This window comes from Ruegeria conchae (assembly GCF_000192475.1).
GTDB classification, from domain to species: Bacteria; Pseudomonadota; Alphaproteobacteria; order Rhodobacterales; family Rhodobacteraceae; genus Ruegeria; species Ruegeria conchae.
Genome location: NZ_AEYW01000001.1, coordinates 245,394 through 260,925, shown reverse-complemented (window position 1 = coordinate 260,925; position 15,532 = coordinate 245,394). Strand labels below are relative to the sequence as shown.

At 59.6% G+C, this 15,532-nt stretch carries 13 protein-coding genes and 1 riboswitch; all 13 genes read left to right on the top strand.

The window, feature by feature from the left end; genetic code table 11:
- Window positions 1-3 precede the first annotated feature (3 nt).
- The 13 genes from G7G_RS0101365 to G7G_RS0101305 all read left to right on the top strand — a co-directional run bounded on the left by G7G_RS0101365 (window position 4) and on the right by G7G_RS0101305 (window position 15,426).
- Window positions 4-1,395, top strand: a complete 1,392-nt coding sequence (locus G7G_RS0101365; protein ID WP_010437550.1) for an aminotransferase family protein — start codon at window positions 4-6, stop codon at window positions 1,393-1,395.
- 294 nt (window positions 1,396-1,689) lie between these two features.
- Window positions 1,690-1,810, top strand: a riboswitch (TPP riboswitch).
- A gap of 101 nt (window positions 1,811-1,911) precedes the next feature.
- Window positions 1,912-3,711, top strand: coding sequence for a phosphomethylpyrimidine synthase ThiC (gene thiC / locus G7G_RS0101360; protein ID WP_010437549.1), 1,800 nt, complete (start codon window positions 1,912-1,914; stop codon window positions 3,709-3,711).
- Window positions 3,708-4,676: an FAD-dependent oxidoreductase gene (locus tag G7G_RS0101355; RefSeq protein WP_010437547.1), complete on the top strand. Its 969-nt coding sequence runs from the start codon at window positions 3,708-3,710 to the stop codon at window positions 4,674-4,676. The genes thiC and G7G_RS0101355 overlap by 4 nt, the downstream gene beginning before the upstream one ends.
- Complete coding sequence (gene thiS / locus G7G_RS0101350; RefSeq protein WP_010437546.1) at window positions 4,645-4,842, top strand: sulfur carrier protein ThiS; 198 nt, start codon at window positions 4,645-4,647, stop codon at window positions 4,840-4,842. Before G7G_RS0101355 ends, thiS begins: the two co-directional genes overlap by 32 nt.
- Window position 4,843: 1 nt before the next feature.
- On the top strand, window positions 4,844-5,611 hold the full coding sequence (locus tag G7G_RS0101345; RefSeq protein ID WP_010437545.1) for a thiazole synthase: 768 nt from the start codon (window positions 4,844-4,846) through the stop codon (window positions 5,609-5,611).
- Window positions 5,611-6,204, top strand: a complete 594-nt coding sequence (locus G7G_RS0101340) for a thiamine phosphate synthase (RefSeq protein WP_010437544.1) — start codon at window positions 5,611-5,613, stop codon at window positions 6,202-6,204. Before G7G_RS0101345 ends, G7G_RS0101340 begins: the two co-directional genes overlap by 1 nt.
- Complete coding sequence (locus G7G_RS0101335; RefSeq protein ID WP_029621601.1) at window positions 6,201-7,166, top strand: HesA/MoeB/ThiF family protein; 966 nt, start codon at window positions 6,201-6,203, stop codon at window positions 7,164-7,166. Before G7G_RS0101340 ends, G7G_RS0101335 begins: the two co-directional genes overlap by 4 nt.
- A complete protein-coding gene (gene thiD, locus G7G_RS0101330) occupies window positions 7,163-7,894 on the top strand; it encodes a bifunctional hydroxymethylpyrimidine kinase/phosphomethylpyrimidine kinase (protein ID WP_010437541.1) in 732 nt (243 codons plus the stop codon). The genes G7G_RS0101335 and thiD overlap by 4 nt, the downstream gene beginning before the upstream one ends.
- 229 nt (window positions 7,895-8,123) lie before the next feature.
- Window positions 8,124-8,939 carry an ABC transporter substrate-binding protein gene (locus G7G_RS0101325; protein WP_010437539.1) on the top strand — a complete coding sequence of 272 codons (816 nt, stop codon included), beginning with the start codon at window positions 8,124-8,126 and terminating at the stop codon, window positions 8,937-8,939.
- A 1-nt stretch (window position 8,940) separates the two neighbouring features.
- The gene (locus G7G_RS0101320) at window positions 8,941-9,774 is read left to right on the top strand and encodes an amino acid ABC transporter permease (RefSeq protein WP_010437538.1); all 834 of its coding nucleotides are present in this window, start codon (window positions 8,941-8,943) and stop codon (window positions 9,772-9,774) included.
- Window positions 9,774-10,505, top strand: coding sequence for an amino acid ABC transporter ATP-binding protein (locus tag G7G_RS0101315; protein WP_010437537.1), 732 nt, complete (start codon window positions 9,774-9,776; stop codon window positions 10,503-10,505). The genes G7G_RS0101320 and G7G_RS0101315 overlap by 1 nt, the downstream gene beginning before the upstream one ends.
- 101 nt (window positions 10,506-10,606) lie before the next feature.
- Window positions 10,607-12,082, top strand: a complete 1,476-nt coding sequence (locus G7G_RS0101310) for a Y-family DNA polymerase (protein WP_010437536.1) — start codon at window positions 10,607-10,609, stop codon at window positions 12,080-12,082.
- The gene (locus tag G7G_RS0101305) at window positions 12,079-15,426 is read left to right on the top strand and encodes an error-prone DNA polymerase (RefSeq protein WP_010437535.1); all 3,348 of its coding nucleotides are present in this window, start codon (window positions 12,079-12,081) and stop codon (window positions 15,424-15,426) included. Before G7G_RS0101310 ends, G7G_RS0101305 begins: the two co-directional genes overlap by 4 nt.
- Window positions 15,427-15,532 lie beyond the last annotated feature (106 nt).

Genomic DNA, 15,532 nt, shown 5'->3' with positions numbered 1-15,532 from the left:
GTCATGGACGGCACGTTCAACGAAAACGATCTTTCCCGCGTCGTCGAAGCCGACCGCGCCCACATCTGGCATCACCTGATCCAGCACAAGCCGTTTGAGACCAATGACCCCCGTATCATTGTCGAAGGCAAAGGCATGCGCGTGTGGGACCAGAAGGGCAAAGAGCATCTGGATGCTGTCTCTGGCGGGGTCTGGACGGTGAATGTGGGCTATGGCCGCGAATCCATCTGTAAGGCGGTTTATGACCAGCTGATGAAGCTGTGCTACTTCGCCAATACCGCAGGTTCGATCCCCGGTTCGAATTTCGCGGAAATGCTGATCGACAAGATGCCGGGCATGAGCCGCGTGTACTACACCAACTCGGGCTCTGAGGCGAACGAGAAGGCGTTCAAAATGATCCGCCAGATCGCGCACAAGAAGTACGGCGGCAAGAAGACCAAAATCCTGTATCGCGACCGCGACTACCACGGCTCGACCCTGGCGACGATGTCGGCAGGCGGTCAAGACGAGCGCACCGCGCAATACGGCCCCTTTGCACCCGATTTTGTGCGCGTTCCGCATTGCATGGAATACCGCAAGCACGAGTTGGATGGCGCGCCGGAAGAGAACTTTGGTGAATGGGCTGCCAACCAGATCGAAGAGGTCATCCTGCGCGAAGGCCCCGACACCGTTGGCGCCCTGTGCCTTGAGCCGGTGACCGCAGGCGGTGGCGTTATCGAAGCGCCCGAAGGCTATTGGCCCCGCGTGCAGGAAATCTGCAAGAAATACGACGTGCTGCTGCACATTGACGAGGTTGTCTGCGGCGTTGGCCGGACCGGCACCTGGTTCGGATACCAGCAATACGGCATCAAGCCTGACTTCGTGACCATGGCCAAAGGCGTTGCCTCGGGCTATGCCGCGATTGCCTGCATGGTGACCACCGAGGAAGTCTTTGACATGTTCAAGGACGACGCGTCAGACCCGATGAGCTATTTCCGCGATATCTCGACCTTTGGCGGCTGCACCGCCGGTCCGGCAGCGGCGGTTGAGAACATGCGCATCATTCAGGATGAAAACCTGCTGCAGAACTGCGTCGACATGGGTGATCGCATGATGGGCAACCTGCAGGCGCTGATGGAAAAGCACAAGGTTATCGGCGACGTGCGTGGCAAAGGCTTGTTCCTGGGTGCCGAACTGGTCGCGGATCGCGGTTCCAAAGAGCCGGTGGACGAAAAGCAGGCACAGGCCGTCGTGGCTGACTGTATGGCACAGGGCGTTATCATCGGTGTTACCAACCGTTCGATCCCCAGCCGCAACAACACGCTGTGCTTCTCGCCAGCGCTGATCGCAACAGCGGACGATATCGACCAGATCACCGACGCTGTAGACGGCGCGTTGGGGCGTGTCTTCGGCTGATCCTACAATACAGGCTATCCACTAGAGCACCGAAACCCGCCAAATTTTGGCGGGTTTCTTTTTCGGACATCTCCGTGGGTAAACGCCGTTCGGGTCGGTGTAGAGCATCGACACTATTCTCGATTTAGCCAATACGGTTTCCGGTAGTACTGATTGAGCGCTTCAATCCCAACTGAAACTGTCGTCAGACCAACCCGCCTGATTGCCCGCTATGCGGACAAAGTGTGCATTCACCGCGATTGCGCGAAAGGTTGTTTCTTGAGACTTTACAAACCGGCTGTTCCATCCTATCGCAAACCTACGCAGGGGAGTCCCGCCCAAGGGACTGAGAGGCTGATTGGGTGAGAACCCGGTGATGCGACCCTTTGAACCTGACCCAGTTGACACTGGCGTAGGAAGCTAAGGTCGCACAGCCCATTCTGGCTTGCGCAACCGGAACACAAGGCACGTTTTGCCTTTGCCTCCTCCCAAACTCTTCTGGTGTCTTTTTGAGACCTGAGCTTGAGGAGCGCCAAAGTGAACGTACCAAACCCAAATATTACCACCGATGAATTGCCGGCATCGCGCAAAATCTATGTCGCTGGCGAGTTGCATTCCGACATCCGCGTGCCTATGCGCGAAATTTCGACACATCCGACAGCCGGTGAAGCTCCGCTACCTGTCTATGACAGTTCAGGCCCTTACACCGATCCGAAAGTGCTGACGGACATTAGGCAGGGTCTGGCACCAGTGCGCGCCGAATGGATCAAGGCACGCGGTGATGTCGAAACCTATGAGGGACGCGAGATCACTGATGCCGATAACGGGTTTGTTCACGGGGACAAGCTGACACCTGAATTTCCAATCAAGCCACGACCGCTGCGTGGTAAGGATGGGTTGGCTCCAACACAGTTGGCCTACGCACGGGCCGGGATCGTCACCCCGGAAATGGAGTTTGCAGCGATCCGCGAAAACCAGCTGCGCGAAACGTCACCTTGCCATCGGGACGGGAACGACTTTGGGGCCAATATCCCCGACTATGTGACGCCGGAATTTGTCCGCTCTGAAATTGCCGCAGGGCGTGCGATCATCCCGGCCAACATCAACCACCCAGAAAGCGAACCGATGATCATCGGTCGAAACTTTCTGGTAAAGGTGAATGCCAATATGGGAACCTCCGCCGTGACCTCCAGCATGGAGGAAGAGGTCGACAAGATGATCTGGGCCATCCGTTGGGGTGCTGACACGGTTATGGATCTCTCAACCGGGCGCAACATCCATAACACCCGCGAATGGATCATTCGCAATTCCCCAGTGCCGATCGGGACTGTCCCGATGTATCAGGCGCTGGAAAAGGTGAACGGTATTGCCGAGGATCTGACCTGGGAAGTCTTTCGCGATACTCTGATCGAACAGGCCGAACAGGGCGTGGACTATTTCACCATCCACGCGGGTGTACGCCTGCATATGGTGCCCATGACGGTCAACCGTGTGACTGGCATTGTCTCGCGCGGCGGCTCGATCATGGCCAAGTGGTGCCTGCATCACCACAAGGAGTCGCTTCTTTATGAACACTTCGAAGAGATTTGCGACATCTGCCGTCGTTATGATGTGGCCTTCAGCTTGGGTGACGGGTTGCGCCCTGGTTCAATCGCCGACGCCAATGATGAGGCGCAATTTGCTGAGCTAGCGACCTTGGGTGAGCTGACGAAAATCGCCTGGGCCAAAGACTGCCAGGTGATGATCGAAGGGCCGGGCCATGTGGCCATGCACAAGATCAAGGAAAACATGGATAAGCAGTTGGAATGCTGCCACGAAGCGCCTTTCTATACGCTTGGGCCGCTTACCACCGATATCGCGCCGGGTTATGATCACATCACGAGCGGTATTGGCGCAGCGATGATCGGTTGGTTCGGTTGCGCCATGCTTTGCTACGTCACGCCCAAAGAGCATCTGGGCCTACCAGACCGCGATGACGTCAAAACTGGAGTGATCACATACAAAATTGCCGCGCATGCTGCCGATCTGGCCAAAGGGCTGCCTGGCGCACAGCGACGCGATGATGCGCTAAGCCGGGCGCGGTTCGAATTCCGCTGGGAGGACCAGTTCAACCTGTCGCTTGATCCTGACACTGCACGCGATTTTCATGACCAGACCTTGCCCAAACAGGCCCATAAAGTAGCGCATTTCTGCTCCATGTGCGGGCCAAAATTCTGCTCGATGCGGATTTCCCATGACATCCGTGCCGAAGCGCAGAAAGAGGGGATGGAGGCCATGGCTGCTAAATACCGCGAGGGGGGCGATCTTTATATGCCCGTCGAGGAATCGAGCGAATGATTACCATCGCGGGGGCCGGTCTCGCCGGCCTCACCTCAGCCTTGGAGCTTGCGCGGGCGGGGGTCCGGGTACGCGTGTACGAAGCCGGCACCGAGATCGGAGATGGGAGCGTTTCTCGGTTCGCCGGTGGCATGTTGGCTCCGTGGTGCGAACGTGAAAATGCCGAGGAAGAAGTAATCACTCTTGGTGAGGGGGCGGCTGAATGGTGGGCGGACATCACAGCCGTCACCCGTCTTGGTACGTTGGTGGTCGCCCCGGCCCGCGACAGGGCAGAGTTGACGCGCTTTGCCCGGCGCACCTTCGGGTATCGTGAGATGGACGTCGCTGACATCAGCGCCTTGGAACCGTCTTTAGCAGGCCGGTTTTCGCGCGGGTTGTTTTATGAATTCGAGGCCCACCTCGATCCGCAACGCGCACTGCGGGACCTGGCCAAGGCAGCGCAGGCTCTGGGTGTTGAGATCCTTCTTGGAACCAAAGCACAGGGGCATGTCGATCTGGATTGCACAGGTATTCAAGCCGCTCTGACCAATCTGCGCCCTGTGCGCGGTGAGATGGCGATACTGCATTGCCCGGAGGTCACGATCAGCCGAACCATCCGCCTATTGCATCCGCGCATTCCGCTCTACCTCGTCCCGCGTAGAGACAACCACTATATGATCGGCGGCACAATGATCGAAAGCTCGTCCGAGCGTCCGGTAACCCTGCGTTCGCTTTCCGAACTACTTGCTGCGGCATTTGCCATCCACCCTGGTTTCGCCGAAGCCAGCGTCATAGAGACCGGTAGCGGGTTACGCCCGGCCTTTCCCGACAACCTTCCTCGCCTTGTTCAGCGTGGCGACACTCTGCATCTGAACGGTCTTTATCGTCACGGCTTCCTTCTGGCCCCGGCAATGGCGGCCAGGGTGGTCCAACATCTCATTCCGGAGACGAAACATGCACATCACAGTGAATGCCAAAGCGCATGAAGTATCTGCCGAAACGCTTGACGCGGCGCTTGTCGAGCTTGGCTTTATCAGTCCCGCCATCGCAACGGCGCTAAATGGCCAGTTTGTACCGGCGTCTGCGCGCAGCGTAACCGTGTTGAATATAGGCGACCGGCTGGAAGTTCTGGCCCCGATGCAAGGGGGCTGACATGAAAATCTACGATGTCGATATTTCGGTGCCTATGTTTCTAGGCACTGCGCAATATCCATCTCCCGCAATTCTGCACCAAGCGATCCGCGCCAGTGATTGCGAGGTGGTCACTGTCAGCCTGCGTCGCGAAACAGCGGATGGGACAGGTGCAGGGTTCTGGGACATGCTACGCGCAACGGGTGCCCACATCCTGCCCAACACTGCCGGGTGCCATTCGGTCCAAGAGGCTGTGACAACCGCACAAATGGCTCGTGAGCTTTTTGCAACCGATTGGATCAAGCTGGAGGTGATTGGCCACGCGGATAACCTGCAGCCGGATGTCTTCGCCTTGGTCGAAGCCGCACGTATTCTGACGACCGATGGTTTCAAAGTTTTCCCGTACATGACGGATGACCTGATTGTGGGTGAGAAGCTGCTGGAAGCGGGATGCGAAGTCCTAATGCCTTGGGGAGCGCCCATCGGTTCAGGCCAAGGGTTGCGCACGCCTGATGCTTTGCGGACGATGCGTGCGCATTTTCCGGATGTTCCTCTGATCGTCGATGCCGGAATCGGACGGCCCTCTGATGCGATACAGGCCATGGAACTGGGTATGGATGCGATCCTGCTCAATACCGCGGTGGCCAAGGCGGGCGATCCCGTCGGCATGGCACGAGCCATGGCCCTGGCGGTCGAGGCCGGGCGTGCGGGTTTTATCTCTGATCCAATTGATCGGAGAGATGTGGCGGTGCCTTCCACTCCCGTACTCGGCCTCGCGGAGTTGATGTGATGGAACGGTTCTATCTGATCACCGGCCATGTGGGGCGGTTGGAACTGTTGGTGCCTCAGGGTGTGAAGCTTGTGCAATTGCGTATCAAGGATATGCCAGAGCCCGAAGTTCGTCGTCAGATCGCCCGAGCCCGCGACATCTGCGCTGTCCATCGAGCCCAACTTGTGGTGAATGACTACTGGCAGGTGGCGTTGGATCTCAATTGTAACTTTGTCCATCTAGGGCAGGAGGATATGGACACTGCCGATTTTGCAGCCCTTCGTCGTGCGGGCGTGCGTATTGGCCTCTCAACTCATGACGAAGCCGAACTTGACCGTGCCTTATCCTCTGATCCGGCCTATGTGGCGCTTGGCCCGGTCTATTCGACCCTACTGAAAAAAATGAAATGGAAGCCGCAGGGATTGGACCGTGTGACCCGATGGAAAACAAGGGCCGGAACCGTCCCGTTAGTCGCAATTGGCGGTCTGACCCCAGAGCGTGCGCCCGGTGTTTTTGCCGCCGGTGCGGATAGTGCCGCCGTGGTGACAGACATTCAACAGTCCGCCGACCCCGAATCCCGCACGCGCGAATGGTTGCGGGTGTGCAACACATGAGCAGGTATGCCCGCCAGATGCAGTTGCCTGAAATCGGCGAGGCCGGTCAGTCCAGATTGGGCAAAGCCCATGTCGCGGTCGTCGGGGCCGGCGGGTTAGGCTGCCCTGTCCTGCAATACCTGGTGGGCGCAGGCATTGGGAATATCTCGATCTTTGATCCGGATGAGGTCGAGGAAAGCAACCTGCACCGCCAACCTCTTTATGGCATGCCGGATATCGGCAAGCCTAAAGCACTTGCCGCGCGCGATGCTCTGCGCGCGCTCAATCCACAGGTGGAAGTTTCAGCAAATGTAGAGTCGATCGGCCCAACTAGAGCACCAGAGATCGCAGCCAAGGCGGATCTGGTGATCGACGCGGCGGACAGTTTCGCGGCCTCATATATCTTGTCAGATGCCTGTCTGGCTGAAGATTCGCCGCTCGTCTCAGCAAGCGTTCTGGGGCAAACCGGATATATCGGCGGGTTTTGCGGGGGCGCACCGTCTCTACGTGCCGTGTTCCCTGAATTGCCCGCAACCGGAGCGACTTGCGCAACTGCAGGTGTGCTGGGGCCCGTGGTAGGCGTCATCGGCGCATTGCAGGCACAGATCGCGATCAAAGTCCTTTTGGGTGCACAGCCAGCATTAGGGCAGATGATAACAGCAGATCTTTCTGGAATGCATTTTGGCGGGTTCAGCTTTCTGGGCAACCCAGAACCCGAAACCGCAATCCCTTTCATCGCAGAAACGATGTTGCAATGCTCTGACCTGATCATTGAACTGAGGAGCCATCACGAAGCACCTAAGAAAATCCGCCCAGAAGCTGAGCGCATTTCCGAAGCCGAGTTGCGCGATCAGTTTCTGTTTTCAAGGCAAAGGGTAGTCTTGTGCTGCCTAAGCGGATTACGAGCTTGGCGGGCGGCAAAGGGCTTGCAGGCGCAGGGTGAAACCAACCTCGCTTTGTTGGCTGCGAGGGCCTGTAAATGAAGCCGATCATGATAATCGGCGGAACCGACAGTAGCGGGGGCGCAGGCCTGATCCGAGATGCCTGGGTGGCCCAAAAACTTGGATGTCAGGTCCTTCCCATTGTCACGGCGGTGACCGCTCAATCAGATGATATGGTATTCAATACCCAACTCATATCGACGGAAATGCTCGCCAGCCAGATCAAAGCCGCATTGGCCACAACCGCTCCTGCTGCCATCAAAATCGGCATGCTTGGTAATGAAGAAATTGCTAATGCGGTTGGCAACGCCATCCATAGGCAATCGTGCCCCATTGTCCTGGACCCGGTGCTAAAAGCCAGCTCGGGACGTCAACTCATGTCAGGGCAGTTTCCCAGAACGTTGCTGTCGCAGGCCCAGCTAGTCACCCCGAACCTACTCGAAGCGGCAGCACTTTCAGGATATCCTGTGGCGGAGACCGACGACCAGATCGCGGCGCAGGCAGATTGGTTTTTGTCCCAAGGAGCGCAGGCCGTGTTGATCAAGGGAGGCCATGCATCGGGTGAAACCTCCGACGATCATCTGTACACACTTACAGAGCAGAATATACTGACGGCACCGAGGCTAGAAGTAGCAACGATGCGCGGCACAGGCTGCGCAATGGCCACGGCGATCGCGTGCGGCCTGATCCAGTGGAACGATCTTATTTTAGCATGCAAGAGGGCAAAATCTTTCGTCCATAACTACCTCCGCGAGGCAATCAACATCTGATATCGTCGATACCGGTTTTGCCAAAACTGACATTCGGCGTCGACACTGCACCAGTCACTTTGGAGCTCATTCCCGAATTTTGTTGCTGCTATTTAGGCGGGCTTTCGATCATCTGAAATAAGATAGAAATCGAATCCAGTCGAAGCCCAATAGCTACGCATCTGCTGGACAGGCCCGACCGGCAGAACTACCGTAGCGGCAAAATGATCCAACAGGAGGATTCACTCGGATGTCCAAGACACTCACGATCGCGGCAAGTACGGTTCTGTTTCTCTCGACGGCAGCATATGCGCAGGACCAATGCGCCGCTGGCAAGACACTGACAGACGGCAAATTCACCATCGCAACAGGTAACCCTGCCTATTACCCTTGGGTACTTGATGACGCGCCCGAAAGCGGCGAAGGGTTCGAGGCCGCAGTGGCCTATGCGGTCGCCGAAGAGATGGGGTTCGCGGCTGATGATGTCGTCTGGGTCCGATCTTCATTCGACGAGGCGATCCAACCCGGCGCCAAGGAATTTGACGTCAATATGCAGCAATACTCGATCACGCCTGAGCGCGATCAGGTGATTGATTTCTCTACCCCCTACTACACCGCTCCGATGGCGGTTCTGGTGAGCCCTAACTCAACCGAGACAGCCCCAACGCTTGAAGCGTTGAAAGGCCTGCAATGGGGGGCCGTTGGCTCGACCACTGCGGTGCCGAAACTGGCCAGCATCATCCAACCCGACAGCGATCCGCTGCTTTATGGCGACAATGCGGACGTCAACGCCGCCATGTCGGCCAACCAGATCGATGCGGCCCTATTCGATCTGCCCACTGCCCTGTTCCTGAGCGCGGTGATGATCGAAGGCTCAAAAGTCATCGGCCAGTTCCCGGCGGATGAAAATGACAATCCCGATCATTTCGGCATGCTGATGGAAGAAGGCAACCCGCTGAAGGCATGCGTGGACGAGGCGCTGGCAGCGCTGATGGCGAACGGCAAATTGGCCGACATCGAGGCCAAATGGCTGCAGGACACCACCGGTGTCCCTCTGATCAAGTAACATGGCAGATCACAAGGCGGCGGGGATGACCCGCCGCGAACGGTACGAGGCGCACCAACGACGACGCTCGTTGGTGATCGCCACAATAAGCACGGTCACTGTTGTGGCCGCGATTTACTTTCTGGTGCCGCTCGCTCCGGGTTGGTCGAAGGTTCAGCAGAGCTTTTTCAACGGCGAGACACTAGTCAAAACCTTCCCGAAATTGCTTGAGGCGTTTCGGATCAACGTGATGATCTTTTTATGGTCCGCACCGGCGATCGCCGTGCTTGGCCTGTTGATTGCCTTGGCGCGGGATGCCAAATCACCTGCCCTGTTTCCGCTGCGCATCTTTGGCGCGGCGTTCACCGACATTTTTCGCGGCGTGCCAGTGATCCTGACGGTCTATCTGATCGGCTTCGGTATTCCGGGGCTGGGCCTGCCGCGTCCATGGAATTCGCCTTACATCTGGGGTTCTCTGGCGCTGATCCTGACCTATTCGGCCTATGTGGCCGAGATCTTCCGTTCCGGTATCGACAGCGTTCACCACAGCCAGCGCGCCGCCGCCCTGTCGCTGGGTCTGTCGGAACGGCAGGTGATGCGCGACGTGGTGTTGCCGCAGGCCATCCGCAACGTGGTGCCATCACAGATGAACATGCTGATTGCACTGCAAAAGGACGTCTCGCTGCTCAGCTTCATCGGTCCGGTCGAAATCTTCCGTCAGGCCGGGGTGTTCAAATCACTGCTGGCGAATTTCACCCCTTATGTGGGGGCCGCGATTATCTTCCTGATCGTCACCATTCCGGCCACCCGCTATGCCGATCACCTGATGGCCCGCCAAATGCGAGAGAGGCGCTGATGCCCAAATTGGAACTTCAGGGCGTAGTGAAACGCTTTGGCGACCGCACGGTCTGTGACGGGATCAACCTGACCGTTGATGAGGGCCAAATGGTCTGCCTGATCGGCGCATCCGGGTCGGGCAAGTCCACCCTGCTGCGCTGCATCAACCTGCTGGAACCCATCGAAGACGGTGCGATCTTTCTGGATGGCGAGGATATCTCGATCCCCGGTCTCAACCCGCAATCGGTTCGCGCCCGCATCGGGATCGTTTTTCAAAGCTTCAACCTGTTTCCGCATATGACCGCGCTTGAGAATGTCATGCTCGCCCCCCGCCGGGTGCGTGGGCTGACCCGCGCCGAACTGCAGCCCGAGGTCGAGGCTCTGTTCGCCCGGTTCGGACTGGCCGACCGGATGCATAATTATCCCGACCAGTTGTCGGGCGGTCAGCAGCAACGCGTCGCCATCGTGCGCGCCTTGGCCATGCAGCCCGAGGTCATGCTGTTTGATGAAATCACCTCGGCCCTCGATCCCCAACTGGTGGGCGAGGTGCTGGATGTTCTGCTGATGCTCAAGAAACAGGGCATGACGATGGTGATGGCCACGCATGAAATGGGCTTTGCCCGCGAGGCCGCCGACAAGATCTGTTTCCTCGACAGCGGACGGATCATTGAAGAAGGCCCGCCCGAGGCGGTGTTTGACCACCCTTCGCACCAGACCACGCAGGCCTTTCTGGCGCGGGCGTTGAAGTAAGCGCCCGGGCTCTGAATCCCTGACGATCTGACCCTCAAGGACTCGACTCTTTGAGGGTCAAGAACATATAAGAACAAATATAGAACATTTGGGGGTTTTATATGTTCGGCGGGATGCAGCGCCGCATCGTTTCACTCTGGTTTCCCCGGCTGGCAAGCGACCGGGCTTTGCGCCTGCGCCCGGTCGATGGGCCGTTTGTTCTGACGCTGAAACAGAATAATGCAAACCGAGTGTATTGCCTGAACACGCAGGCCCAGCGGCAAGGCCTGCATTGCGGTATGCCCTATTCCGATGCCCGCGCCTTTTGCCCCGATTTGCAAAGCCATCCTGCCGACCCGCAAGGAGATCAGCGGTTTCTGCACGCCCTGCGCCGCTGGGCCACACGCTATTGCCCCTGGGTCGGGCTCGAGGGTGAGGATGGGCTGGTTCTGGACATCACCGGATCGGCTCATCTGGCTGGCGGGGAAGAGATGATGCTGACCGATATGCGCAGGCGTCTGGCCCGCGCCGGTCTGGCGGTGCAGATCGGTCTGGCCCCGACACGCGGCGCGGCCTGGGCCCTGGCGCATTATGGCGAAGGGGTTGCGACCCAGGATACGCTGAAGGCCATCCGCGCCCTACCGGTGGCGGCGCTGCGGCTGGATGAGGATACCTCGGTCGCGCTGCAACGGCTGGGCCTGCGTCGGATTAGTGAGCTGGCACAAACCCCGCGCGCGCCATTGACGCGCCGGTTTGGCCCCGAGGTTCTGATGCGGCTGGATCAGGCCTTGGGGGATCAGCCCGAACAGATCACCCCGCTGGCCGACCCGCCCCATTACGGCGTGCGCATGACCCTGCCCGAGCCCATTGGGCTACTGTCCGATATGATGGCCGGGGCCGAACGGCTGCTGGAACGGCTCTGCGACAAGCTGAAAGCGCAGGAGATGGGCGCGCGCAAGCTATGCATCACCTTGCGCCGGGTGGATCAGGATCACCAGCAGGTCGAACTGCGGCTGGCCCGCCCTCTGCGTGATCCATATCGCATCCTGCCCCTGTTCGAGCGTGGATTGACCGAGGTGGATGCAGGCTTTGGCGTCGATCAGCTGCGGCTGGAGGCCACGCTGGTGGAACCCCTGCCGGTGCGCCAGATCAGCCGCGCCGCAAGCCGGGGCAAAGACCAACTGGATGACCTGATCACCCGCATCGGTACCCGGATCGGGTTGGATCAGATCCACCGCTTGCTGCCCGCGCAAAGCCATATCCCCGAACGCAGCTTCATCATCTCGCCCGCCGCCTATTCCGATCCTGCAGGCGGTTGGGTCGCCCTGCGCCCCCGCCCCCTGCAACTGTTTCCGCCGGAACCTATCGCCGGATCAGGCCCGCACCCGCCGCGCCGCTTTCGCTGGCGACGCATGTCGCTGACCACAGGCCGCTCAACCGGCCCCGAACGCATCTGCCCCGAATGGTGGCTGGAAGATGAGAACTGGCGCACGGGTTTGCGCGATTACTGGCAGGTTGAAACCCGGCAGGGGCGACGGTTGTGGCTGTATTACACGCCGCAAAATCCGGGATGGTTCGTGCATGGGGAATTCGCATGACCAAACCGAACCCGCCCAGCTCACACGCGCAGGAACCCGGCTATGCCGAGCTGGGCGTAACCACCAATTTCACCTTCCTGACCGGAGCCTCACACCCAGAAGAGCTGGTGACCCGCGCGGCAGAGCTGGGCCTGAAGGCCATCGCGATCACCGACCGGAACTCTCTGGCCGGGGTGGTCCGGGGCTGGAGCACATTGAAAGAGCTGCGGCGCGAGGCGGAAGGCGCGGTTCAAATCCGCTCGCAACACCGGCTCGATTCCTCATCCCGGCAAGAGGTCGGGCATGTGCAGCCGATCGACAAACCGGACGTACCCGCCCTGCCCAAGCTGATCGTCGGCTGCCGTCTGGTTCTGCGCGACAGCGCGGTGCACTGGCTGGCCCTGCCCCGCGACCGCGCCGCCTATCAGCGACTGACCCGCCTGCTGACGCGGGGCAAACGACGGGCCGAGAAAGGCGACTGCCATCTGGACCTGAAAGACATGCTGGCGTCCTGTCAGGGGATGATCCTGATCGCACTGCCTCAGGCAGGGTTGAAACAGGCCATCCCCGACATTCAGACCGTCCGGCGGCAATTCCCCAATGCGGTCTTTCTGGGCGCTGTGCCGCGCTATGACGGCAGTGACCGGGCTTATCTAGCGGCCTGTGCGCAGGCGGCGCTGCGGGCCTCGGCCCCCATGGTGGCGGTAGGCGATGTGCTGATGCACCGTGGCAACCGCCGCCAACTGGCCGATGTGCTGACCTGCATGCGCGAACACATCACCATTGACCAGATCGGCACCCGCGCCCTGCCCAATGCCGAGCGGCGGCTGAAAGGCTATGCGGATATGGCCCGGCTGTTTCAGGATCACCCCGGCGCGCTGCGCCGCACGTTGGAAATCGCCGACCGCTGCAGCTTTGACCTGAGCGAGCTGTCTTACGAATACCCAGACGAGATCGCCAGCACCGAGACCCCGCTGGCGCGACTGGAACGTCTGGCGCGCGAGGGGTTGAAACGGCGCTATCCCGATGGCCCGACCGAGAAGGCCATCAGTCTGATGAAAAAGGAACTGGCCCTGGTCGCCGATCTGGATTTCCCGGCCTATTTCCTGACCGTGCATGACATTGTGCAATTCGCCCGCTCGCAGGGCATTCTGTGCCAGGGGCGCGGATCTGCCGCCAATTCGATCCTGTGTTATCTGCTGGGCATCACCGATGTCAGCCCCGACATGATCGCCATGGTGTTCGAGCGTTTTGTCTCGAAGTACCGGGGTGAGCCGCCGGATATCGATGTGGATTTCGAACACGAGCGGCGCGAAGAGGTGATCCAGTGGATTTACGAGAAATATGGCCGCCACCGCGCGGGCCTCTGTGCCACGGTCATCCATTTCCGATCCCGCGCGGCAATCCGCGAGGTGGGCAAGGTGATGGGCCTGTCTCAGGACGTCACCGCAGGTCTGTCCGGCCAGATCTGGGGGATGAGCAATGGCGGCGTTGACGCCGAGAGGCTGCAGGAACTCGGCCTCGACCTCAAAGACCGGCGCCTGATGCAGACGGTTCGACTGATTGGCGAGATCATCGGCTTCCCCCGCCATCTGTCGCAGCATGTAGGCGGGTTTGTCATCACCAAAGGGCGGCTGGATGAGCTGTGCCCGATTGAAAACGCCGCGATGGAAGATCGCACCGTGATCGAGTGGGACAAGGACGACATCGATGCGCTTGGCATTCTGAAGGTGGATATATTGGGGCTGGGGATGCTCAGCTGTATCCGCAAGGCGTTTGACCTGATGCAGCAACACAACAGCGAAACCCTCAGCATCGCCACCGTCCCGCAAGAGGACACGGCGACCTATGACATGCTGTGCGCCGCCGATGCGGTGGGCGTGTTTCAGGTCGAAAGCCGGGCACAGATGAATTTCCTGCCCCGGATGAGGCCGCGTGAGTTCTACGATCTGGTGATCGAGGTCGCCATCGTCCGCCCCGGCCCCATTCAGGGCGATATGGTGCAGCCCTATATCCGGCGGCGCAACGGGCTGGAAAAGTCCGAACCCTTCGGCCCCGCTTTGGAAGAGGTGACACGGCGCACGCTGGGCGTGCCGCTGTTTCAGGAACAGGCCCTGCAAATCGCCGTGGTTGGTGCAGGGTTTTCGGCGGAAGAGGCCGACCACCTGCGCCGCTCGCTGGCCTCGTTCCGGCGCATGGGGACCATTGGCACTTATCGCGACAAGTTCATCGCGGGGATGCTGAACAATGGCTATACGCCCGAGGTCGCCGACCGCTGCTTTGGCCAGATCGAAGGCTTTGCCGATTACGGCTTTCCCGAAAGCCATGCGGCGGCTTTTGCGATGCTCGCCTATGTCTCGGCCTGGATGAAATGCCACCACCCGGCGATCTTTGCCTGCGCGCTGTTGAATTCGCAACCCATGGGGTTTTACGCCCCGGCCCAGATCGCGCGGGACGCGCGCGAGCATGGGGTCGAGATCCGCCCGGTCTGCGTTAACACCTCGACCTGGGACAATCTGCTGGAACGCCGCGCCGACGGGGCGCTGGCCCTGCGGCTGGGTTTTCGCCAGATCAAAGGGTTCAAGCAGGAGGATGCGGATTGGATCGTGGCCGCGCGGGGTAATGGGTATCCGGACCCCGAAACGCTGTGGCTGCGCGCAGGACTGCGCCCGGATGTACTGACCCGTCTGGCCGAGGCGGATGCGTTTTCCGGTATGGATCTGACCCGGCGCGACGCCCTGTGGCATGTCAAAGCCATCCGCAGCCGAACCGCCCTGCCACTGTTCAATGACCCGATCGATGGGGAAAGCATTAACGAACCACAGGTGAACCTGCCGGTGATGCATCTGGGCGAGGAAGTGGTCGAAGACTACGTCTCGACCCGCCTGACCCTACGTTCACACCCGATGGAGCTGTTGCGCCCGTCCATCCCCGGCCTTGTGCCCCATGCCACGCTGCAGGACATCCCGCTGGGCCGCTACAGCGTGTGCGGGCTGGTGATCACACGCCAACGGCCGGGAACCGCCTCGGGCGTGATCTTTCTAACGCTCGAGGATGAAACCGGGGTCAGCAATGTGGTTGTCTGGCCTAAGGTCTATGAACGGTTTCGCCGCATCGTGATGGGCGGGCGGTTGTTGCAGGTCCGCGGGTATCTGCAGCGCGAGGGGATCGTCGTGCACCTGATCGCGCAGGAGATCACTGATATGTCGCACAAACTGTCCGAGCTTGGGCACCCGCTGGATGAGGCCATCGGCATCACCCAACCGCAAGCTGATGACACCCCGCGTCCCCGACAGAACGGCCCAAGCGCCCGTCATCCGCGCGAACAGGCCAAGCGGCTGTTCCCGAGCCGGGATTTTCACTAGAACCCGCGCCATCATAAGGCCAGTTTCAAAGAAACATCCGGCTAGCGTGATCCGGTCACCTCTTTCCCTTGCCCTTGCCCGCAATATGTTGCACCACACACGGGTT